We start from the raw sequence: 20,925 nt of genomic DNA, 5'->3' as shown, positions 1-20,925 counted from the left end.
TCCCTAGACGGGCCAACTGCGCCCTGTGATCCGTACGTTGGCGCAGGAGCAGGTGGGGTGGCCCGTACACGGATGCTACGGCAGGGGCGGGCCCGAGGGGCGAAGACCCTGCAAACATGCGCAAGATGCACCCCTGGGGGCGGTCCGGCGCGTACCGCCGGTGAAGCTCAGGGCGCCGCTGCGGACCTGCGGTGCCGGCTGACGGCCGGTGCGGCCGAGTGCGCCAGCAGATCGCGCGGGTCGTCCGGCAGCAGCACCTCCACCTGCACGTCCTCGGCGAACCGGTACGGCCGGTGCTGGAGGAACGCGCCCAGGTAGCGCCGCACCCGCGACATCTCGGCCCGGACCGTCACCGTGCGGCCCGGATCGCCGAAGACGTCCCCGGCCAGGCCGGAGGCGCTGCGGCCGGACCGGTGCACGGCCAGGAGGAACAGCAACTCCGCGTGCCGCGGGCTCAGTTCGCGCGCCCAGGATCCCGCACCGCCGGACACCTCCACCGACCAGCGGCGCGCCCGGCTGAGATCCAGCACGATCCTCGCCGACCCCCGCGGCCCCGGCCCGTCGGCGGCCGGCCGCAGCAGCCAGCCGCCGGCCAGCGGCTCCACCGCGCACAGCCCGAGCGCCGGGATCCACCGGTGGCCCGGGGACATGGCCTTCGGCAGCGCCACCCGCCGGGTGTACGGCATCCCGCCCACCGCGGCCGTCCAGCCGTCCCGGTCGACCGCCAGGGCCCGCCCGGGCAGCCGGGCCAGCACCGGCGCCGCCACCGCCCGCAGCCGCTCCAGCGACTCCGTGTGCATCTCGCGCAGCCGGGCCTCGGCGAGCTTGGCCACCGAGTCCACCCAGGCGAGCGTGGCCGGGTGCATGGTCTCCAGCGGACCGCTGACGTCGACCACGCCGATCAGCCGGCCGTCCCGCGGGTCCGTCAGCGGGGCGCCCGCGCACGTCCACTCGGCCTGGGACCGCACGAAGTGCTCGGAGGCGAAGACCTGCACGGGCCGGCGCACCACGGCCGGGGTGCCCACGCCGTTCGTGCCCACGACGTCCTCGCGCCAGTCCGCGCCGAGCGCGAAGCCCAGCCCGTCGGCCTTGCGCAGCACCGGCGCGCTGCCCTCGCGCCACAGCACCCGGCCCTCGTCGTCGGCCACGACCATGATGTGGTGCGCGACGTCCGCGGCCGCCAGCAGCCCGTCCCGCAGCACCGGCAGGACGTGCCGCAGCACCGAGGTCTCGCGCCGCCGCTGCACCTCCTCGCGGGACAGCGGGTCGGCCCGGACGTCGTGGTCCGGATCGACACCCCCGCGCAGCATCCGGTCCCAGGACTGCTCGATGACGGGGCGCGGTGCGACGGGAGCGGGCCGGCCCGAGAGCCGGGCCGAACGGACCTGCTCGAGGACCCGGGCCGCACGCGAGGTGTCCACGGCGGCCAGATGCGTGACGTCCATACGCGTGCGCCCCCCGGGATCGTGGCTGACTGTGTGTCCCATGGTGCCGCCTGCCGGAGGGGATCGTGCACGGTCCGCACACAGTCGGCAGCAAGTTGCAACCCCTTGCAACCCTGGTGGACGGCCCCCGCCGTGTCCGAAACTTGATCTGCGCCGTCCCGAGCGGCGTTCACGGCTCGAACGGGCCTGTGCGGCGGGGGTGGTGCCGTGTCGGCGCAGCACCACCCCCGCTTCGCACGTCGCGCGGTGCTGAACGTCCGGTCAGGACTCCGGCCGGGCGCGGTCCACCACGGAGGCCAGATCCAGCGTGTGCGGCAGCGTCCCGAAGGCCGCGCCGCCGTCACCGCCCAGGCGGGACGCGCAGAAGGCGTCGGCCACCTGCGGTGGCGCGAACCGGACCAGCAGCGATCCCTGGAGCACCAGGGCGAGCCGCTCCACCAGCCGCCGCGCCCGCCCCTCCACGCCGTCCAGGTCGGCCAGCTCGGTCAGCAGGTCCTTGACGGCCTTGTCCAGCCGGTGGTCGGCGCCGCGCGACTGCCCGACCTCCCGCAGGTAGGCGTCCAGCGCGGCGGGCTCTCGCCGCAGCGCCCGCAGCACGTCGAGGGCCTGCACGTTGCCCGCGCCCTCCCAGATCGAGTTGAGCGGCGACTCACGCACCAGCCGGGGCATCCCGGACTCCTCGACGTACCCGTTGCCGCCCAGGCACTCCGCCGCCTCCACCGCCACCGCCGGGCAGCGCTTGGTCACCCAGTACTTGGCGGCCGGCACCGCGATCCGCAGCAGCGCCCGCTCTCGCTCGCCGCCGTCGTCACAGGCCGCCGCCAGCCGCAGCGCCAGCGTCGTCGCCGCCTCCGACTCCAGCGCCAGATCGGCCAGGACGTTGCGCATCAGCGGCTTGTCGGTGAGCTTCGAGCCGAACGCCTCCCGGTGGGAGCAGTGGTGCACGGCCTGCGCCACGGCCTGGCGCATCAGCCCGGCCGAGCCCAGCACGCAGTCGAGCCGGGTCGCTGCGACCATCCCGATGATGGTGCGCACCCCGCGCCCCTCCTCACCCACCCGGCGCGCCCAGGTGCCGTCGAACTCCACCTCCGCCGAGGCGTTCGACCGGTTGCCCAGCTTGTCCTTCAGCCGCTGGATCAGGAACACGTTGCGCGTGCCGTCCCGCAGCACCCGCGGCACCAGGAAGCAGGTGAGCCCTCCCGGGGCCTGCGCCAGCACCAGGAAACCGTCGGACATCGGCGCCGAGCAGAACCACTTGTGCCCGGTCAGCTCGTACGTCCCCGCCTCCGCGAGGGGCCGTGCGGAGGTGGTGTTCGCCCGAACGTCGCTGCCCCCCTGCTTCTCCGTCATGCCCATCCCGAACAGCGCCCCCGCCTTCAGGTGCGCGGGCCGCAGCTCACGGTCGTAGACCATGGACGTCAGCCGGGGCTCCCACTCGGCGGCCAGCTCCGGGTCCGCGCGCAGGGCGGGCACGGCCGCGTGGGTCATCGACAGCGGGCAGCCGTTGCCGGCCTCCACCTGCGTCCACACCACGAACGCGGCGGCCCGCCGCACGTGACCGGCCGGCCGGTCCCAGGCGGCCGTCAGGCCGGCCGAGACGCCCTTGCCGAGCAGGCGGTGCCAGGAGGGGTGGAACTCGACCTCGTCGATCCGGTTGCCGTAGCGGTCGTGGGTGCGCAGCCGCGGCGGGTTGTCGTTGGCGAGGACCCCCCACTCCTGCACCTGGGCCGAGCCGGAGGTGCGCCCGAGGGCCGACAGTTCGCCGAGCACCTCCTCGCGCAGGCCCGGTGCCACGTGCCGTTCGACCGCGGCGGCCAGGGCCCGGTCGGCGGAGAAGACGTCGTACCCGACCAGGGGCGGGACCTGGTTCGTCACGGTGTGCGTGCTGCCTGCCATGCTGCGAACGTACCCCGTGCCCCGGCGCCGCTCACCGGCGCAGCGGGTCCGGTCCGCACGGACCCGGCCTGTGGGTGAGTGGGGCCGGGCGTGACGGATACCGTTAGGGGGTGCAGCCAGCAAGTGAAACCCCCGACACGCCCCCCGGGCGTCTCCACAGGGCGCGTGCCCTGTACCGGAACGTCTCCAAGCGCAGGACCGCCTGGCTGCTGCTGAAGGACACCGTCAACTCGTGCATCGAGTACCGCATCCTCGGCCTGGCGGCGGAGGCCGCGTTCTTCACCCTGCTGTCGGTGCCGCCGCTGCTGCTGAGCATGATCGGACTGCTCGGCTACGTCGACGCCTGGACGGGTGCCGACACCATCCAGAGTCTGCAGGACAACCTGCTGAACGCCGCCCGCACGGTCCTGTCCGACCGCGGCGTGCGGGAGATCGCGGAGCCGATCCTGCACGACGTGACCAAGGGCGGCCGGCCCGACGTCATCTCCATCGGCTTCCTGTTCGCCCTGTGGTCCGGTTCCCGCGCGGTGAACGTCTTCATCGACACGATCACCGTCATGTACGGCCTCGACGGCGTCCGGGGCATCGTCAAGACGCGTCTCATGGCCTTCCTGCTGTTCATCGTGGCCCTGCTGATCGGCTCCGTGGCGCTGCCGCTCATGGTGGCCGGGCCGGACGCGGTCGTGCGGATCGTGCCGTGGTCGACGACGGTCGTGCAGGTCCTGTACTGGCCGGTGGTCATCCTGCTGTCCATCGCGTTCCTGACCACGCTGTACCACGTGTCCGTCCCGGTGCGCTCCCCGTGGATCGAGGACGTGCCCGGCGCGCTCGTCGCCCTCGGCATGTGGGTCCTCGGCAGCTTCCTGCTGCGCATCTACCTGACCAGCACGGTCGAGGGCCCCACGATCTACGGTTCCCTCGCCGCGCCCGTCGCCGTGCTGCTGTGGATCGGTGTGTCCGCGTTCGCCGTGCTCGTCGGGGCCGCGGTGAACGCCGCCATCGACCGCGTCTGGCCCGCCGCCGCGACGGCCGCGGCCCGCGAGGCCAACGAGCGCCTGCGGCAGGCGCAGGTCGCCGAGTACGTGGCCCGCGCGACCGCCCACGGCGAGGCCGACCCGGACATGCCCTCCGAGTTCCCCGAGCGCTGGTCCCGGTTCCTGCCCCCCGAGGACGTCTCGTCCCGCCTGCGCACGCACGCCCGGAGCACCCACGCGAAGAACGGCCGGAACCCCGCGGAGGACCGCGAGCCGGGGGACGGGTGACGGGTGACGGGTGACGGTGCCGGAAGGCACACATCGCCGTGGCCGCGCCGGGGACCTGGCCGCCGGGACGGGTGAAGCGATGCCCCCGCTCTGGAATGATCAGTTGATCATCTGAGGAATGGGGTGGGGGGCATGGCCGTGGCGGTACTCCTGGGAGTGCTGGTGCTCGTCGTCGGCGGGTGCGTGTGCGTGGTGTGGGCCGAGCGGGGAGGACCCCGCTGGGTCCGAGTGGTGGCGGCCCTGACGCGCGGCGCGGGCGAACTGCTGCACAGCGCAGGGAAGAGCAGCCGGGGAGGCGGCAGCCGCAGCTCCGGCGACGACGGCGACGGCGACTAGGAGGACTGCGGCCGATACGCCGCTGCCCGCGCGGACGGCGGCGCGTAGGCTCGTCGCGTGTACGCCGAGCGCCCCTCCCGGCTCGTCGGAGCGGTGGTGTGGACGAACACCCCGGCCGCCGGCGGTACGACGCGCGTCCTGCCCGACGGATGCATGGACCTGCTCTGGCACGACGGGCGGCTGCTGGTCGCCGGTCCGGACACCCGTGCGCACCTCACCGCCGGCGAACCCGGCGGCTGGGCGGGCGTCCGCTTCCACCCGGGCACTGCGCCCGCGCTCCTGGGGGTGCCCGCACACGAGGTGCGCGACCGCCGGGTGGCCCTCGCCGAATTGTGGCCGGCTCCGCGGGTACGGCACCTCACGGACCTGGTGAACGCCGCCGCGGACCCGGCGAGCGGCCTGGAGGAGGCGGCCCTGGCCCGCGCGGCCCACGCCGGCCCCCCGGACCCGCTGCTGCGGCAGGTCGTCGCCGCCCTGGCCGCGGGCCGTCCCGTCGCCGCCACCGCCGACGAACTCGGCATCGGGGCCCGGCGGTTGCACCGCCGCTCGCTCGCGGCCTTCGGCTACGGTCCCAAGACCCTGGCCCGCATCCTGCGGTTGCGCCGCGCCCTGGCACTGGCCCGGGGAGGGGTGCCCTTCGCGGACACGGCCGCCCGGGCCGGCTACGCCGACCAGGCCCATCTGGCGCGTGATGTCCGGGAGTTCACGGGCCTGCCGCTAGGCGCGCTGCTCGCCGGCGGCGGGTAGCGGCGCGAACAGGTCCACGCCGTTGCCGTCCGGGTCGAGCACGACGGCGTACCGCTGGCCCCAGAAGGCGTCCCAGGGCTCGAGCTCGCCGTGGTACCCGGCGCCGGTCAGCTCCTCGAACAGCGCGTCCACCTCGCCGGGCGCCTCACAGCGCAGGGCCAGCGACGTGCGGCCCCCGCCCGTGGGCGGTCGCCACCCGGGCAGGAACGAGCGGACCGTCTCCTCGGTGTCGAGCATCAGGCGCAGCCCGCCCGGCAGTTCGGCCTCGGTGTGCGGCCGGCCGTCCGCGTCCGGCGGGAAGGCGAACCCGAGCCGGCGGTAGAAGGCGACGGAAGCGGCCAGGTCGGAGACCACCATCCCGATGGCGTCGAATCGTGCAGTCATGGGCCCACCGTAGGCAGGCCCGCGACGGCGGTCTTGAAGGAAACGGACACCGCCCGGCGCGCCCCGGCCGCTCCCACGCCGTGCGCGGACGCCCCCGCGTCTTCTAGGTTCGGGTGCCATGGCCCCCCGACTGCTCGTCCACACCCGCACCACCGACTACCGGCACGACTCCATCCCGGCCGGCGTCGCCGCCCTGCGCGCCCTCGGCGGCTTCGAGGTCCACGCCACCGAGGACCCGGCCGCCCTCGAACAGCCGCTGGACGCCTACGCGGCCGTCGTCTTCCTCTCCACCAGCGGCGACATCCTCACCCCCGCCGGCCGGCGGGCACTGGCCGCGTACGTCCGGTCGGGAGGCGCCTTCGTGGGCGTGCACGCGGCGGCCTGCACGGAGTACGGGTGGCCCCGGTACGGCGAGTTGCTGGGCGCCAGGTTCGCCCGCCACCCCCGGTACCAGCCCGGCCGGGCCGTGGTCGAGGACCGCGACCACCCGGCGACCCGGCACCTGCCCGCCGTCTGGGACGTCACCGACGAGTGGTACGACTTCCGCACCAACCCGCGCGGCCGCGTCCACGTCCTGCTGTCCGCCGACGAGTCCTCCTACGAGGGCGGCGGCATGGGCGCCGACCACCCCCTGGCCTGGTGCCACGCCCACGGCCGCGGCCGCGTCTTCTACACGGCCCTCGGCCACGCCGCCGAGATCTACGACGATCCGGCCTTCCGCGCCCACCTCAGGGGCGGCCTCACCTGGGCGGCCCGGCTGGGGCCCGGGACGGGCTGACCCCCGGCGTGCTGTGGCGTCGGCAGGCGCGCTGTTCGGCCGGTTGGGACAGATTCGTCAAACGGCACTTCGAGGTACTCGAGATGCAGCAACGTCCCGAAGGGGCCGGCCCTTCGGGACGTTGTTCATGCTCGGCTGTGTGCGGGTGTGTCAGCGGGCGGCGTAGCCGAAGCGTGAGCCGGTGGCGGGCAGCCCGCCCTGGCCGGGCTCGTGGGTGGTGACGGCGGTGTTGCTGCCGCCGGCGATCACGTTCGACAGGGGCAGGACGTGGAGCAGGCCCTTGGCCTTCGGGCCGTAGGGCATGCCGACGTAGAGCGTGCTCGGGGTGAAGTGGATGCTGGCGCCGAGCTGCTGGTCACTGCCTGCCGGTCCGGGGATGCCGGAGGTGCCCGCCTCGACCCACCGGTCGCTGGAGCCGGGTGCGCCGAGGAGCGAGAACGTGGTGATGGCGCCGGCCTTGGCGGCGGTGCCGACGGCCTCACCGGGCGCGCCGACCGCCAGCTTCATGGTCGCTGCGGTGCCTACCGTGCGAGGGGAGGTGTTGACGGCGGTCAGGGTCTGGCCGAAGCGGTCACCGCTCTCCGAGGTGCCGGTGATGTCGTCCGAGGCGGTGCCCGAGCTGTACACGTTCAGCTGGCTGTAGCCGCCGGCTGCGGGGAGCCGGAACGTGATCACGTTGCCGGCGTCGGTCTTGTTGGTGCCGTCGATGTCCAAGTCCTCGCCCGGCGCTCCGACGGCGAGAATGGAGTCGGTTGCCGCAGCCGCTCCGGAGGGGCGGTAGGGGACCAGGGCGAGTGACTTGCCGAACTGGTCACCTGCTTCGGATCCGCCGGAGACCTTGTCCAGGTCCTGGTCGAGACCGAACAGCGGCGTGGGCCGCTTCTCGCTGGTGAGCTTGTGGGAGAAGACCGCCACGTTGCCGGCGTTGGCGTCATCGCCGATGGCTTCCCCGGGGGCGCCGATGGCGATGCGGTTGGCGTCGGCCGCGACGGCGCCACCGAAGCCGTCGTTGGCCTCCACGGAGCCGGGCACGCCCGTGCTGTCCTGGTCGATGCCGACGTTGGCGGTCGTGATGCCGATACTGGTGCTGTCCCGGACGTAGAAGACCATGCCGGCCTTCTGCACGGAACCGATGGCCTCACCGGGCGCGCCGATCACCAGGAACGGTTCCCCGGAGGCGGTGGCCCCTGCCGCCAGTGCCTGGCCCATGCGGTCACCCGTTTCCGGAGTGGAGGCACCGAGGGAGCCGGAGCCGGTGTTCTGCTCGAAGCGGGTGTTCTTCACCGAGTTGGTGCCCAGGCCGCGCGGGCCGCCGTAGACGACATCGACGACGCCTGCGTCGGCCTTGTTGCCGATGTCTTCCGACGGGGTGCCGATGACCAGGTCGGTGCAGCCGTCCTGATTGTGGTCGGTGGTTTCCAGGGTCTCGCCGAACCAGTCACCGGCCTCGGCATCGCCGGGCACCCAGTCCAGGTTCTGGTCGATGGAGGCCGTGCCCTTGCTCCCGCCGTAGACGACTCGAACGGCCCCCGCGCCGTCGACGCCGCCGACTGCAGCCTTGGGGTCCGCGATGGCGATGTCCTCGGTGCCGTCGCAGTTGAAGTCAGTGATGCGGGGAGCACTGACGGTGGAGGTCACCCATGTGCCCAGATCGTCGACACGGGCGACGACACCGTCGGTGCGGCTCTCGGCCGGGTCGGCTCCGAAGCAACCGCCCTGGTAGGACTGGCTGCTGAGTCCGACGAGGGTGGCCGTGCCGCCCGCTTCGCGTACGACCGGGCCGCCCGCGTCGCCCGCACACGCGGACGCGCCGGCCTTTCCGGTGACGCCGGCAGTGGTGACGTTCGCGGAGTTCACCGTGTAGACGCCGGTGTGCAGGCTGAGCGGAGACCACTCGGCTGCGGTACGCCCGTATCCTGCGAACCTCAGCTCTTCACCGGCCACCGGCGCCGTGGAGGCCAGAGCGATCGGGGTGGCCTTCGTGACGGGCCGGCTCAGTCGGGCCAGGACCACGTCGCGGTCGGTCCGCGGTACCAGTTCGACGACCTGGCGCCGGGTGTCCGGGATGTGACTGCTGGACAGCTCGGAGGGGCCGACGACGGCAGTGGTCTTGGTGCTCGGAGCGCCGGAGGGCACTGCGGAGCCGGAGTCGGAGAAGCAACTGCCGGCCGTCATCAGCCATTCAGCGTCGACGAGAACGGCGGAGCAGCCGCGGTCGTGGTCGCCGACGGTGATCTGGGCGGTGTAGGCGTAGGCCGTTGCTGGAACGCGATCACCGGTGACGGCATGTGCGGGGGTGCCGGTGAGCGCACCGGACACGACGCCGGCTGCGACCAGGGCGCTCGTCGCGGCGACGCGGGGGCGTATGTGAGACACGTTGAGGGTTCCTGAAGGTTCGGTGGTGCACACCGGCGGTGCGCACACGTGTGATGCTCGGGGGCTGCCGGCGTCAGCCGGTGACGCGAAGCTCGACCAGGACCGACCGCTGGCCGCTGTCGCCGGACTCTCCGACCGGGGTCAACTCGTTGGCGGGCGCGTTCACCACGGTGTCCTTGCCCTCGGCGGTCAACGTGGCCTTCACCGGGCGTTCCTGGGTCCAGATGCTGAAGGTGTCGGGCAGTTGCAGAGTCAGGTAGCCCGACTTGGCGTTCGTCTTGAAGCAGAAGACGCCGCTGCGGGTCTCGATCGCGATGTTCGAGGCATCGCTGCACTGGCCCAGGTCGGTCACGTCGGTCAGCCAGATGTGACCGTCCCCACGCTTCAACGTGACGCCGCGCTCCTGCTGCGCCCGGGCGGCACCGGGATGGTCGAAGTCCTCGACCAGGCTCGGGATATCGGTGGTGGTGTCGCCGGGGGCGGCGGGCGCGGACTGCGCAAAGACCAGGGCGGCGGCGCCGAGGCCGGCGACGAGGGCCGCAGTCAGGCCACCCATGAGTGTCCTTCGGGCAGGGGATATGGCCATGGATGCCTCTCGGATGGAGTGTTGCGGATCACACAAGTGAAGGAGAAGTGTCCGCTGCGTAGAGCGGAAGTAAAGCACATGTAAGATCAACCGCTGCAAGCTACTCAGATCGCTACGGGCCGGTAAGGGCGCTGTCCAGCAGTTGAGTTGACCTCTCGACATCCACTGAGCCCGCTGCGGCGCAGATCCCATGATGAACCGTGAAATGGCACCGTGTGCCCTTGTGATTTGCAAGCGGCACTTCGCTGGCGTGCGGTTTTGATCGACGAAGGACCCCTTAGGTGAAACGAACACCGCGCTCCATACGACCGGGGCGAAGTTCCAACTCTCAGCCGAATGGAAGGGCGCGTCGGTCCGGCCGACAAGTCGCCTGTGCCATCGTGATGTCCGCCACTTTGACGGCCACTCTCCTGGGCATGTCCCCGGCCACTGCTGCGGACACCGAGACATCGCCCGCCAACCGGGGCCTCGTAGTCGGTTACTGGCTCAACGGCGGTGCCGGTATCAAGGAAGCGGCCGAGAAGGCCCTTCTGGGGAGCGACGATGACATCCGGCAGTTTCTCACCGACGCGCCCGCCATCCAGGAAAGTCGATGACCGGGTAGACCTGTCCCGCGTAGTCAACGCTGGCGGACCAGGCGTACGCCAGGCTGCCAAGACGGCGCTGGCAGGCACACCGGCCGATGTCGAGGCGTTCCTGGACGAGGGCTGGAAGGCAGCGCACGCACAGGACCAGCGTGTCGAGGCTGCCCGCGTCGTGAACTTCGGTGGCCCCGGCGTCCAGGACGCAGGCAAAGTGGCGCTGCAAGGCACCTCCGCGGACGTCAAACAGTTCCTGGAAGTGGGTCAGTACAAAGCGCAGCAGGCAGACGACCGGGTCGAAGTCACCAAGCTCTACAACTCTGGTGGCCCCAACGTCAAGGCCGCCGCCAAGCTGGCGTTGCAGGGCACTCCCGACGACCTCGTCGAGTTCCTTGAAGTCGGCCAGTTCGTGGCGCGTAACCGCGACCAGGAACATGCCACGATCGAACAGTTGGTCAAGCAGGCCGAAAAGGCCGGCAAGCAGGCCGAAGACGCGACTGATAAGGCCGAGGAAGCGTCAGGTAAGGCCATTGCCGCCGCCGAGCTGGCCCAGCAGGCTGCCGAGAAGGCAGCCAAAGAGACGCAAGCGGCGAAGAACGACGCCGACCGCGCCTCGCTGAAGGCAAAGCAGGCCGCCAACGCGGCCCGGGCCGCTGCTGAAGCGGCACAGCAGGCTATCGGTGCAGCCAATGCGGCCAACCGCTCTGCTCGCAGGGCATCGCTGGCTGCGGCCCAGACCGCCAACGCGGCAGCGGCAGCGGCAGAAGCGGCGAGCCGCGCTTCGAACGCGGCGTACGCGGCGAGCAAGGACCGCAGCAAGGCGCAGGCAGCCCGCGATCGCGCCGCCGAAGCGACCAAGGCCGGCGAACTCGCCAAGAAATCTGCCCAGGCCGCGGAGCAGGCTGCCAAGGCGTCGATCGCGGCTGCAGATGCCGTGGCTGCTTCCCGCAGCGCAACGGGAAACGCCAATAAGGCGGCTGCAGCTGCGGATCAGGCAGCTGACTACGCTGTCGCTGCGGGAGGTTCCGCCGCCGAGGCACGAGCAGCCGCTGCCGAGACCCGCCGGCATGCCGCCGAGGCCAACCGCGCCGCCAACGCGGCCGAATCTCTGGCGCGCACCTCAGCCGCGGCCGCACGAGAAGCCCGTGACGCGGCCAACTCAGCCGCCACTCATGCCAAGAACGCGGCGATAGCAGCCGAATCCGCCGCCGACAACGCCGGCGAAGCCGCCGATCAGGCAGCTGAAGCCACCAAGCAGGCCGCAGCCGCCAAGGCCGCTGCCGACACCGCCACCAAGGCAGTGGCGACAGCGAAGAAGACCTTCACCATCGCGCGGGAAGTGGAGACCGAAGACCTCACCACCCGCACGAACGCCGGCGTCGAGGCCGCCATGACCAAGAAGGCCAGCGCCGACACCTTCACCGTCGACATATCCCGGTCGGTGGTCGAGGGCCAGGCGATCGTGGACGACACTCAAGCCCTGGCAGCCACGGTCGACAAACCAGACGTGGACCAAGCTGCACTCGCCGCTCAAGGCCGTGCGGTCGCCTTGAGGACGATGTCGTACTTCGGCTCCTGGCGCCAGAGCGCGGCCGCCCAAGCTCTGTCTGGTACGGACGCCGATGTCATCGACTATCTGCGCACCGGCTGGAACCAGGCCGTGACCGATGAAACCCGCCAACAGGTCGCTGACCTCGCTTCCAACAGTCCCTATGAGGCCGTGCGCACAGCCGCTACCGAGGCCCTCAAGGGGACCGACCAGCAGATTCGCGACTTCTACACCACTGGTCAGCACCAGGCTGCCAACGCCGACTACCGCGTCGCCGTCACCAAGCTGGCCAACGACGGTGGGCCCGGCGTCAAGGAAGACGCAAGGAAGGCACTGGAAGACGGTAGCCCTCAAGCCCTCGTCGGCTTCCTGAGCAAGGGGCGCTATACCGCCCAGCAGGCCGACGAACGAGTGACCACCACACAGCTGTTCAACGAGGGTGGCCCTGAGGTCAGGTCGGCAGCAAAGATTGCGCTGGCCGGACCCGCCGACGAAGTTCACCGCTTCGTCGAGGCAGGCCAGTACATGGCCGCACAAAAGGACGCGCTCGCGCACGTTCATGTCGCCCAAGTCGAACGGCTCATCGCCGAAGGGCAGAAGACAGCCGCCACAGCGCGCAAGAACGCTGCCCTGGCAGCGCAAGCTGCTGCTGAGGCCAAGGATGCAGCCGAGGACGCCGAGAAGGCCAAGAAGGACGCCGCGGACAGCGCCAAGCAGGCGTCGGAGTACGCCACCGACGCTGACGCTGCCGCCGACCGGGCCGAGACCAGCGCCAAACGCGCCAAGGCCTCCGCTACCACCGCACGCGCTGCCGCTGACCGCGCAAACCAGGATTCCGCAGCTGCCGAGGAGTCAGCGGCCCAGGCGGAGTTCTCCGCCGCGTACGCGCGCACGTCCGCCTACCAGGCCAAAGAGGCCAGCGACCGGGCGCACGCCGATGCACTGGCTGCGGGCAAGAGCGCCAGCGAGGCCAAGAAGGACGCGGCAGCGGCCTGGGACGACGTGGTCGAAAAGCGTGAGGCGGAAGAGGCCGAAGCCCGTCGCATTGCCGCGGAGAAGCGCAAGAAGGAACGGGAGAGCAAGCCCAAGTGCTACATCCCGATGAACCGGGACAGTCTCCCTCCGTGCGCCATGGCCGGCCATGAACTCGTGTTCCCCACGATCGACCCCACCATCAAGGAAGCCGCCTGGGAGGTCCTCGGCCTGAACGACGCCAAGGACTGCGCGAAGAACCCCACCCTGGGCAAGTGCGTCGTTGCCGCCATGAGCTTCCTGCCCGTCGGCAAGCTCAAGCTGCTCAAGAAGAGTCTCGAGGGCGTCGAGGGAGCGGTCGACAGCAGCCGCGCCGCGCGCGCGGCTCAGAAGTGCGCCGAGTGCTTCCTGGCAGGCACCAAGGTCCTGATGGCCGACAATTCGGTGAAGCTCATCGAGTCCCTCCAGGTCGGCGACGAGGTACTGGCCACGGACCCTGTGACACAGCGGACAGGTCCCCGCAAGGTCACCGACCTCATCGTCACTGACGACGACAAGTACTTCTCCGAACTGACCGTCTCGACATCGCGTGGCGAGCAGAAGCTGACCGCGACCGTCGACCACCCGTTCTGGTCGCCGTCTGCGGGCAAGTGGCTCGAGGCAGCCATCCTCGAGCCGGGCATGACACTCAGGACCGACGTCGGCGACACGGTCACCGTGCACTCGAACCGGTCCTTCTACCATCACGCGCGGACGTACAACCTCACTGTCGCGGACCTGCACTCGTACTATGTCCTCGCGGGGGACACCCCGGTCCTGGTCCACAACAGCAGGTGCCTGATCGCCGACATCGTCGGCCCTCAGGGCGAAAAGCTCTGGCTCCCGAAGGGGCGAAAGGCCGTGGCAACGGCCAACAACCTCAAGGGATGGATCTATGACATCAAGCCCACCGAGGCCGTAGCTGCCGGCTTCCACAAGTCTGTCAAATACGTTCGAGTCATGGACCCGGTGACCAGCGGTCCACACCCGTACCCCAACGGATACATCAGCTATCTGAACGAAGCCGGCCAGGTGATCCATCCCATGACCGGCAAGACTCCCACCAAGTCCGACCCCTACTGGCACATACCGATCCCATGACACAGACAGAAGAACTTTTCACGTCCCAGAGATACCAACGGGCCCCGGAGCCCATTGGCTGGGACCCGCTGAAGGAACCCGACGCTCTGGACGACGCCCAACTGCTCGACTGCAGAGTGTGCCCGACTGCGAACCGAGCGGCGCTCCTTTTCGACATGCGCGGTGCGTTGTTCTACCCCACGGGTAACGCTGCACTCCTCGTGGTGCGCGGACTACAGTCGTTCCGCTGGAGTGGAACACCTCAGGATAAAAATCTGATGGCGTTCTCGGTCACGTCCAGCCGACCCTTCAGGGTCGACAACGGCGCATTCCGAATGGAAGTGGAGTTCTTCCCGGACGGCGAAGCTTCCATCAGCGGAATGAGTGCGGAGTTCTATCTCCTGGAGGCCCACGGAATTCCCGCAGCGCCACCCAGCTATCCCGGACACGACCTCGATCAGGTCCGGCATGATCTACCGTCGTGGAACTCAGACTGCACGTTGCTGCAATCGGCTACCACCGGTACCGCATAGCGGCGCAGAAAGCGGCTCGCCAAGGTCTCTTCTTGGCGAGCCGCTTTGCTTATTCCTCCCTCGCCGGGACTGCCTGCGCCGAACGAGGCGAGTTCTTCGAAACGGAGCCGTTCGGCCCGCAGGCCACATCCACACGTGAGCCGCTGATGACGGGCACCGATTGGGGCGCAAGCCCACCCACGCCCGGCGGGGCGCTGTCGGTCACAGCCGGTCGTTGATGCTGCGACCAGCACGGTCACTCCAGAAGGCCTGTCCGTCCGGTCCGTACACGCAAACGGCCATGCCGGGGTTGCCCCTGGCGGAGGCCTCCTGGACTCAGAAGCCGAACACCCGCCAGTCGGCCCGAGCGGGCCCGCACCGCACCCCGCTCATGCAGCCATCGTGACGTTGGGTGAGGAGTCGTTTGGCCGGGTGAGGGCATCGGCTTCGGCCGCCCGAAGATGGCCTGGGGGCCGAGAGGCTCGGCTGAGCTTGCTCTTCAACCCCCGTCTGGCCCTGGCAGGGTGGCTGGCGGGCCCTGAGCATGAGCGGTCGAATCGGGATGCGCTGTTGTGCACGGCAGTTGCATACTCACCGCATGGCCACGTTCTCTGCTCGGTTCCAAGACCCGCGCAGCACCGAGTACGACTTCATCGCCTTGATCATGGTGCGGTGCCCCGGTTGTGAGAAGGCCGCTCGTGTCGTTCCGGCGCCCGAAGACGCCAGTCCTGGGGGGCGGATTCTGTTCACGCCGCGGCGCCTGGTCTGTCATGGCTGCGGACTGTCGCGGGTGTGGAGCGGCCGCCTTGTCACGCTCTCTGCCGGCACAGCTCAACCAGCGACGGATCCGTACTTCGGTATGCCGCTGTGGCTCCAGGTCGAGACCCGGCACGGGTGGTTGTGGGCGTACAATCTGGAACATCTCGACTTGATCCGTCGTTTCGTCCAGGCGTCGCTGCGGGAACGAGCGCCCTGGTACGACACCGGACAGAAGATGACCTTGGTGGCCCGTCTTCCGGTATGGATCAAGAGAGCGAAGAACCGAGACGAGATCCTGCGTGCCATCAGCCGGATCCATGCCTCCCTGGTTGCCGCCTGACCTGCTTACCAGCGTCCGAACGTCACTCGAACTTGATCTCTGCTTCCGCTGTTTGGCGGACGTGCGGGCGGCCTCCGCACGATCATGTGCTCCGGCCAATGAGGCACTTGACCAGTACGAAGGCCGTAAAGGTGAGTCTGCTGCCTGATGCTGTTCCGGCGGAGGCGTTCGCGCAAGCGTCACGCTTCCGGGAGGACTTATTCGACTGCCTGACCGCACGCGGGGACGAACTGTTCGAGCTCGTGGACGCGTTGCTGTGCGCGGACGGTCCGGTGACCTCGCCCGTGGATCTGACGCTGGTGGCCGAGCACCGGCGCGGGCACGGCGCGATGTACGAGGCGCCGAACCATGGGAACGTGGACGTGCCCCGGCTGCGGCAGGTGCTGGCCGGTCTGCCGATGCCACGGGCTGCCGACGGGCGTCCGGTCCTCGCCGTCGACGTCAGCAACTGGCTCCGCCCCGACGCGCCGACCAGCGCGGACCGCCTGTTCTGCCACGTCTACGGCCGCAGCGGACGGTCCTCGGACCAGTTCATCCCCGGCTGGCCGTACTCCTTCGTTGCCGCCCTCGAATCGGGCCGGACGTCCTGGTGCTGGTGCCAGCTCCTGGACGCCGTCCGTCTCGGACCCGAGGACGATGTCGCCGAGGGCTGAGAAGCCGTTTGCCATACCGATCACGGGGTCCGTCGATCGAGCGGGAGTCCCGATCGGTTGATCGCGGGCCCTGCCCGGCATGAGAGCAGGGCTTGGCGGTACGGGCAGGGCGCCGTGAACTGGCTTCCCGATGACTTCGTCCACCCCGTCCTGGTACCGCTGCCGGGCGGTGGTCATCACCTGCGGCCGATCCGGGAGGCGGACACCCCGCTCGACTGTCCGGCTGCGGCACGAGAAGGAGATCGCCGCACACCAGTCTTTCAACTATGCGCTGTTCGACGCGGCGGAGACGGCTCTGCTCGGCTGCGTCTACATCGACCCGCCGGAGAGGGCCGGCGCCGACGGCGAGATCTCCTGGTCGGCCTGGCTCGCCCTGCCGGAACATCCCGACGCGTAAGCAGCTGCTGTCGTCATGCTCTTGGGACTTGGTGATCGAACAGGCGCCTCGAATGGGAAGTCGTCGGGTGCTCGGTGCATGCGAGGAGGACCTCCTGAACAGCTCGCTGGTATCGAATCACCGAGCATCAGGAGGCCCTGGTGTCGCCGTGCGGCGCTGCGAGGATCTTGATGAAGGTGGACCACGAGAGGACGGCAGAAGGAACCGAGCCCTGGACGCTGGTGATGTCGGGCCCCGGACTGGGTGAGCAGGGACTCATCCGCGCTGAGTCTTCCGGCCTGAGTGAGTGCCTCGAGCAGGTGATCAGTCGCTTGCGGTCCAGGCCTGGTGACTGGGAATGGCTGGCGGACTTCGCTTAGCGGTTCGGCGAGGCCCTCCTACCTCTCGGAGGGCCTCGTGGCGCGCTCCATCGAATACGCTGCCTCACCCGAACGGCCCACCCCACCACCCCGGGCGCCGGAATACCGGACGACAATGAGGTGCTCTGATCTTCACGGTGCACAGGAGCGCGGTGAGGAGGCTGGTTCACCCATGACGGCAGTCCGGTCCGATCCCGTGGTGCGTACCCCCGGCGGGGCCGTGCGAGGGCGGTTCGAGCGCGGAGTCGCGGTGTTCCGCGGCATCCCGTACGCGGCGGCGCCCGTCGGCCCCCGCCGTTTCCTGCCCCCCGCCCCCGCCCCGCCGTGGGAGGGTGTCCGCGACGCCGGCGCCTTCGGCCCCACCGCGCCGAAACCGCCGTACTCCGACGCCTTCGCCCAGTACCTGGCCGACCCGGTGATCCCCGGCGACGACTGCCTCAACCTCAACGTGTGGACGCCCGACCCGTCCCCCGCTGCGCGTCTGCCCGTCCTCGTCTGGCTGCACGGCGGCGCCCTGACCCGGGGCTCCTCCGCGGTCCCCGTCTACGACGGCCACGCCTTCGCCCGCGACGGCGTCGTCCTCGTGTCCGTCAACTACCGCCTCGGCATCGAGGGCTACGGGCTCTTCCCCGACGCGCCCCCGAACCCCGGCCTGCGCGACCAGATCGCCGCCCTGACCTGGGTGCACGACACCATCGAGGCCTTCGGCGGCGACCCCGGCCGCATCACCCTGGCCGGCCAGTCCGCGGGCGCGATCAGCGTCGGCGCCCTCCTCGCCGCCCCGCAGACCCAGGGCCTGGTCCGGCGGGCGATCCTGCAGAGCGGGCCCCCCGAGGTGTCCGACCGCGCCAAGGTCCGGCGGATGGTGCGCCGGATGGCCACCCGGCTGAAGATCCCCGCCACCGCCGCCGCGTTCGCCGCCGTCGACCGCGACCTGCTGCTGCGCACCCAGGCCGAGGTGGGCCGGCTCAGCAGCCCCGTGATCGGCGGCCCCGCGTTCGGTCTCGTCGTCGACGGCGACGTCGTCCCGCGCGACCCGAGGGAAGCGCTCCTCGACGGCGCCGCACCGGGCGTCGGACTCCTGATGGGCTGGACCCGCGACGAGTACCGGCTCTGGCTGGTCCCGGGCGGCCTGCTCGAACGTGTCGACCGGCTCGGCACGGTCGCCCTCGCCGGAGCCATGGCCCGCTGCCATTGCGGCAGCGAGGTGCCCCGCGGTTACCGTGCCCTGCACCCTCGCGCGGGGGCGGCGGAGATCGTCGGCCAGCTCGTCACCGACCACTTGCTGCGCATCCCCCTGCACCACCTGGCCGACGCCCGCCCGGAGCCGTCGTTCGTCTACGAGTTCGCCTGGCCCTCGTCCCTGCCCGGGCTCGGCGCCTGCCACGCCCTGGAACTCGGCTTCGTCTTCGACACCGGGGACGTCCCCGAGTCCCGGAAACTGGCGGGCGACAGCGCACCGCAGGCACTGGCCGACGCGATGCACGGGGCGTGGGTGCGGTTCGCCGCGCAGGGCGACCCGGGGTGGGAGCGCTGGAACCCCGCGCACCCGGTGCGGGTGTTCGGGGACGGCGCACCGGAGGCGGCCGACTCCGTGGCCTACACCGCGCACGGCCGGCGCGACCGCGAGCTGGCGCTGTGGGCGCGCGACGCCGCCACGCCCCCCGCCGGACCCCCGGCCGCCCCGGAGACCGCCGACGTGTCACCCGCGCGCCGCGCCGAACTGCGGGCCGTCGTCAGGCGGTTGCGCCGGACCGGGGCGCTGCGGCGCCACGGCTGACCCCGCCGCCTCCTCGGTGAGGTGCACGCCGTAGACCGTGGAACTGCGGCGGACCGTCATGCCCAGGTGTTCGTACAGCGGCAGGGCGCCCGCCGCCGAGTGGGTCCACAGGACGCAGGAGCGCGCGCCCCGCCGGTGCATCGCGCGGAACGACTCCCGCAGCAGCACGCGCGCGAGGCCACGGCCCCGGTGGTCCCGCCGGACGGCGACCCGGTCGATGTAGCCCTCGCCGGAGCCGGGGACGTCCAGCGCCAGCACCACCCCGACCAGCCGGCCGCCGGCGTGCGCCACGCAGGACAGGGCCGGGGCGAAGTCCGTGCGGTCCACGGTGAGCCGGGCCCACTCGGCGTACGGCTTGCGCCGCTTCTGCCACGCGGCGAAGGCGTCCTCGGTGAGCCGGTGCGCCGCCCGCTCGTCACCGGGCCGGAACGGCCGTACGGTGACGCCCGCCGGCGCCTCGGGCACCTCGGGTTCGGTGGGCAGCGCGATCTGCAGCAGCCACTCGGTGACGAAGGGCGCGTATCCGCGGGACCGCAGCAGCCGCGCCGCCGCCGTGTCGGCGTCGGGCAGCGACTGCACCAGGCGGGCGCCGCCCGACGCGCGGGCCCGGGCCTCGGCCCAGGAGAGCAGGGCGCTGCCCAGCCCCCGCCCGCGGTGGCCGGGGTGCACGTCGACGCCACTGCGAAGCCCGCCGTGCACCCACCCCCAGCCGGCCGGTGCCCCCGTCGCGTCCCGCACGAGCAGGGTGTCGCGGAGCGGGTCCGGACCGGGCCGGGCCGGATCGGCGGGGAGGGCACCGGTGCCGGCGTGGCCGTAGAGGGCGCGCTCACAGCCGGTCACCAGGGCGTGGATCGCGGCGGCGTCACCCGCGGCCACCGGTCGGCCCCGGTAGCCGGCGGGCAGTTCCACGGAAGCGGGCGGCCCCGCGGGCGGAAGATCGGACACGTACCGCATCCTGCGCCGCCCGTGCCGCCCTGTCGACAGGGCGCCGGTCCGCCGTCCCCGGCCCGTCCTGCCGGCGAGTCCGCCGGGCGCGTGCCTCCACAGGCGCGGCAGCACCGTGAACACGCAGGTCAGCCGCCCCGGCCGGTGAGGGCCCGGCCGGTGGGGGTCCCGGTCAGGCCGGTGCCCGCGCCGCCTCGGCGATCCCCGCGATCGCCTGCGGGCCCACGCGGCAGCAGCCGCCGATCAGACGGGCGCCCGCCCGCCGCCAGGACCGCACCCGCTCCAAGGTGAACGTGGCACGGCCGGTCCAGGCGCGGGCCCCGGCGTCCCACGTCTCGCCGCTGTTGGGGTAGACGACGACCGGCTTTCCGGTGACCCGGGCCGCGGTCGTGGCGGCGGCCTCCACGTCCTGCGGCGCGCAGCAGTTCACCCCCACCGCGATCACCTCGTCCGCGTCCGCGGCCAGGGCGAAGGCCCGCTCCAGCGACTGGCCGGCCCGGGTGCGCCCACCCGCGACGGAGTACGTCAGCCAGGCCGGCACCCCGAGGCCGCGCACCGCCCGCAGCAGGGCCGCGGCCTCGTCCGTGTCCGGGACGGTCTCCAGTGCCAGCACGTCCGGGCCCGCCGCGGCCAGGACCTCCAGGCGCGGGCGGTGGAAGCGCTCCAGCGCGTCGACCGTGAGGCCGTACCGGCCCCGGTACTCGGAGCCGTCGGCCAGCATCGCCCCGTACGGGCCGGCCGAGGCCGCCACCCACAGCGGGCGGGCGGCGTCCGTCCGGCGGGCCGCCTCCCGGGCCGCCTCCACGCTCAGCGTCATGAGCCCGGCCGCCCGGTCACGATCGATCCCGCGCCGGGCGAAGCCCTCGAACGTCGCCTGGTAACTGGAGGTGATCGCCACGTCCGCGCCGGCCCGGAAGTAGGCCAGGTGCGCCTCGGTGACCGCCTCGGGGCGCTCGGCGAGCAGCCGGGCCGACCACAGCTCGTCGCCCAGGTCGTGCCCGGCCGACTCCAGCTGGTTGGACAGGCCGCCGTCGAGCACCACCGTCCCGTCGGCGAGGGCTTCGGCCAGGGTGGGGGAGACGCTCATGCGGACGACGGTAGTCCACCGAGGGGAGGCGGGGACGCGGCGGAGGCGGCGGCATAGCATCG

At 71.5% G+C, this 20,925-nt stretch carries 16 protein-coding genes and 2 pseudogenes; 11 read left to right on the top strand and 7 right to left on the bottom strand.

What is annotated here, in order from left to right:
• Window positions 1–167: 167 nt before the first annotated feature.
• Both ACH4C6_RS18570 and ACH4C6_RS18565 read right to left on the bottom strand, forming a co-directional pair.
• Window positions 168–1,445: a GAF domain-containing protein gene (locus ACH4C6_RS18570; RefSeq protein WP_398109645.1), complete on the bottom strand. Its 1,278-nt coding sequence runs from the start codon at window positions 1,443–1,445 to the stop codon at window positions 168–170.
• Between the two features lie 261 nt (window positions 1,446–1,706).
• Window positions 1,707–3,341: an acyl-CoA dehydrogenase family protein gene (locus tag ACH4C6_RS18565; RefSeq protein ID WP_398109644.1), complete on the bottom strand. Its 1,635-nt coding sequence runs from the start codon at window positions 3,339–3,341 to the stop codon at window positions 1,707–1,709.
• A 110-nt stretch (window positions 3,342–3,451) separates the two neighbouring features.
• Between ACH4C6_RS18565 and ACH4C6_RS18560 the strand changes: the two genes are divergently transcribed.
• The 3 genes from ACH4C6_RS18560 (at window position 3,452) to ACH4C6_RS18550 (ending at window position 5,686) form a co-directional block, all read left to right on the top strand.
• A complete protein-coding gene (locus ACH4C6_RS18560; RefSeq protein ID WP_398109643.1) occupies window positions 3,452–4,603 on the top strand; it encodes a YihY/virulence factor BrkB family protein in 1,152 nt (383 codons plus the stop codon).
• Between the two features lie 132 nt (window positions 4,604–4,735).
• Window positions 4,736–4,939: a hypothetical protein gene (locus ACH4C6_RS18555; RefSeq protein WP_398109642.1), complete on the top strand. Its 204-nt coding sequence runs from the start codon at window positions 4,736–4,738 to the stop codon at window positions 4,937–4,939.
• Between the two features lie 57 nt (window positions 4,940–4,996).
• Complete coding sequence (locus tag ACH4C6_RS18550) at window positions 4,997–5,686, top strand: helix-turn-helix domain-containing protein (RefSeq protein WP_398109641.1); 690 nt, start codon at window positions 4,997–4,999, stop codon at window positions 5,684–5,686.
• Here ACH4C6_RS18550 and ACH4C6_RS18545 read toward each other — a convergent pair.
• Window positions 5,657–6,070: a VOC family protein gene (locus ACH4C6_RS18545; RefSeq protein WP_398109640.1), complete on the bottom strand. Its 414-nt coding sequence runs from the start codon at window positions 6,068–6,070 to the stop codon at window positions 5,657–5,659. The two genes, ACH4C6_RS18550 and ACH4C6_RS18545, sit on opposite strands and share 30 nt — an antisense overlap.
• Before the next feature lie 118 nt (window positions 6,071–6,188).
• Between ACH4C6_RS18545 and ACH4C6_RS18540 the strand changes: the two genes are divergently transcribed.
• Window positions 6,189–6,848: a ThuA domain-containing protein gene (locus ACH4C6_RS18540; RefSeq protein ID WP_398109639.1), complete on the top strand. Its 660-nt coding sequence runs from the start codon at window positions 6,189–6,191 to the stop codon at window positions 6,846–6,848.
• Window positions 6,849–6,998: 150 nt separating this feature from the next.
• Here ACH4C6_RS18540 and ACH4C6_RS18535 read toward each other — a convergent pair whose 3' ends face one another.
• Window positions 6,999–9,224 (bottom strand): trypsin-like serine protease, encoded by a 2,226-nt coding sequence (locus ACH4C6_RS18535; RefSeq protein ID WP_398109638.1) that lies wholly within the window; start codon window positions 9,222–9,224, stop codon window positions 6,999–7,001.
• Window positions 9,225–9,297: 73 nt separating this feature from the next.
• The gene (locus ACH4C6_RS18530) at window positions 9,298–9,780 is read right to left on the bottom strand and encodes a hypothetical protein (RefSeq protein ID WP_398109637.1); all 483 of its coding nucleotides are present in this window, start codon (window positions 9,778–9,780) and stop codon (window positions 9,298–9,300) included.
• A gap of 446 nt (window positions 9,781–10,226) precedes the next feature.
• On the opposite strand from ACH4C6_RS18530, the gene ACH4C6_RS18525 reads away from it, so the two are divergent.
• The 7 genes and pseudogenes from ACH4C6_RS18525 to ACH4C6_RS18495 all read left to right on the top strand — a co-directional run bounded on the left by ACH4C6_RS18525 (window position 10,227) and on the right by ACH4C6_RS18495 (window position 18,831).
• Window positions 10,227–10,406 carry an ALF repeat-containing protein gene (locus tag ACH4C6_RS18525; RefSeq protein ID WP_398109636.1) on the top strand — a complete coding sequence of 60 codons (180 nt, stop codon included), beginning with the start codon at window positions 10,227–10,229 and terminating at the stop codon, window positions 10,404–10,406.
• Window positions 10,354–14,052: a polymorphic toxin-type HINT domain-containing protein gene (locus ACH4C6_RS18520; protein WP_398109635.1), complete on the top strand. Its 3,699-nt coding sequence runs from the start codon at window positions 10,354–10,356 to the stop codon at window positions 14,050–14,052. The genes ACH4C6_RS18525 and ACH4C6_RS18520 overlap by 53 nt, the downstream gene beginning before the upstream one ends.
• Window positions 14,049–14,564 carry a hypothetical protein gene (locus ACH4C6_RS18515; RefSeq protein WP_398109634.1) on the top strand — a complete coding sequence of 172 codons (516 nt, stop codon included), beginning with the start codon at window positions 14,049–14,051 and terminating at the stop codon, window positions 14,562–14,564. Before ACH4C6_RS18520 ends, ACH4C6_RS18515 begins: the two co-directional genes overlap by 4 nt.
• 577 nt (window positions 14,565–15,141) lie before the next feature.
• Window positions 15,142–15,642, top strand: coding sequence for a hypothetical protein (locus ACH4C6_RS18510; RefSeq protein ID WP_398109633.1), 501 nt, complete (start codon window positions 15,142–15,144; stop codon window positions 15,640–15,642).
• Between the two features lie 98 nt (window positions 15,643–15,740).
• Window positions 15,741–16,289, top strand: a pseudogene (locus ACH4C6_RS18505) (transposase); the annotation flags it as partial.
• Between the two features lie 120 nt (window positions 16,290–16,409).
• Window positions 16,410–16,653, top strand: a pseudogene (locus tag ACH4C6_RS18500) (N-acetyltransferase); the annotation flags it as partial.
• A 570-nt stretch (window positions 16,654–17,223) separates the two neighbouring features.
• Window positions 17,224–18,831 (top strand): carboxylesterase/lipase family protein, encoded by a 1,608-nt coding sequence (locus ACH4C6_RS18495; RefSeq protein WP_398109632.1) that lies wholly within the window; start codon window positions 17,224–17,226, stop codon window positions 18,829–18,831.
• Here ACH4C6_RS18495 and ACH4C6_RS18490 read toward each other — a convergent pair.
• Together ACH4C6_RS18490 and mmuM are read right to left on the bottom strand one after the other, a co-directional pair.
• A complete protein-coding gene (locus tag ACH4C6_RS18490; protein WP_398109631.1) occupies window positions 18,754–19,776 on the bottom strand; it encodes a GNAT family N-acetyltransferase in 1,023 nt (340 codons plus the stop codon). The two genes, ACH4C6_RS18495 and ACH4C6_RS18490, sit on opposite strands and share 78 nt — an antisense overlap.
• A 172-nt stretch (window positions 19,777–19,948) precedes the next feature.
• Window positions 19,949–20,863, bottom strand: coding sequence for a homocysteine S-methyltransferase (gene mmuM / locus ACH4C6_RS18485; protein ID WP_398109630.1), 915 nt, complete (start codon window positions 20,861–20,863; stop codon window positions 19,949–19,951).
• Window positions 20,864–20,925 lie beyond the last annotated feature (62 nt).

This window comes from Streptomyces sp. NPDC017943 (assembly GCF_044328425.1).
In the GTDB taxonomy this organism is placed as follows: Bacteria; Actinomycetota; Actinomycetes; order Streptomycetales; family Streptomycetaceae; genus Streptomyces; species Streptomyces djakartensis_A.
Note: the sequence above shows the minus strand (reverse complement) of the source record. Positions and strands in the feature narration are given on the sequence as shown.

Bases quoted from the DNA above. Each gene is read 5' to 3' on its own strand.
- ACH4C6_RS18495 (WP_398109632.1), top strand. From the start codon at position 17,224: ATGACGGCAGTCCGGTCCGATCCCGTGGTGCGTACCCCCGGCGGGGCC.
- ACH4C6_RS18525 (WP_398109636.1), top strand. From the start codon at position 10,227: ATGTCCCCGGCCACTGCTGCGGACACCGAGACATCGCCCGCCAACCGG.
- ACH4C6_RS18545 (WP_398109640.1), bottom strand. From the start codon at position 6,070: ATGACTGCACGATTCGACGCCATCGGGATGGTGGTCTCCGACCTGGCC.
- ACH4C6_RS18565 (WP_398109644.1), bottom strand. From the start codon at position 3,341: ATGGCAGGCAGCACGCACACCGTGACGAACCAGGTCCCGCCCCTGGTC.
- mmuM (WP_398109630.1), bottom strand. From the start codon at position 20,863: ATGAGCGTCTCCCCCACCCTGGCCGAAGCCCTCGCCGACGGGACGGTG.
- ACH4C6_RS18540 (WP_398109639.1), top strand. From the start codon at position 6,189: ATGGCCCCCCGACTGCTCGTCCACACCCGCACCACCGACTACCGGCAC.
- ACH4C6_RS18555 (WP_398109642.1), top strand. From the start codon at position 4,736: ATGGCCGTGGCGGTACTCCTGGGAGTGCTGGTGCTCGTCGTCGGCGGG.
- ACH4C6_RS18520 (WP_398109635.1), top strand. From the start codon at position 10,354: ATGACATCCGGCAGTTTCTCACCGACGCGCCCGCCATCCAGGAAAGTC.
- ACH4C6_RS18570 (WP_398109645.1), bottom strand. From the start codon at position 1,445: ATGGACGTCACGCATCTGGCCGCCGTGGACACCTCGCGTGCGGCCCGG.
- ACH4C6_RS18515 (WP_398109634.1), top strand. From the start codon at position 14,049: ATGACACAGACAGAAGAACTTTTCACGTCCCAGAGATACCAACGGGCC.
- ACH4C6_RS18510 (WP_398109633.1), top strand. From the start codon at position 15,142: ATGGCCACGTTCTCTGCTCGGTTCCAAGACCCGCGCAGCACCGAGTAC.
- ACH4C6_RS18530 (WP_398109637.1), bottom strand. From the start codon at position 9,780: ATGGGTGGCCTGACTGCGGCCCTCGTCGCCGGCCTCGGCGCCGCCGCC.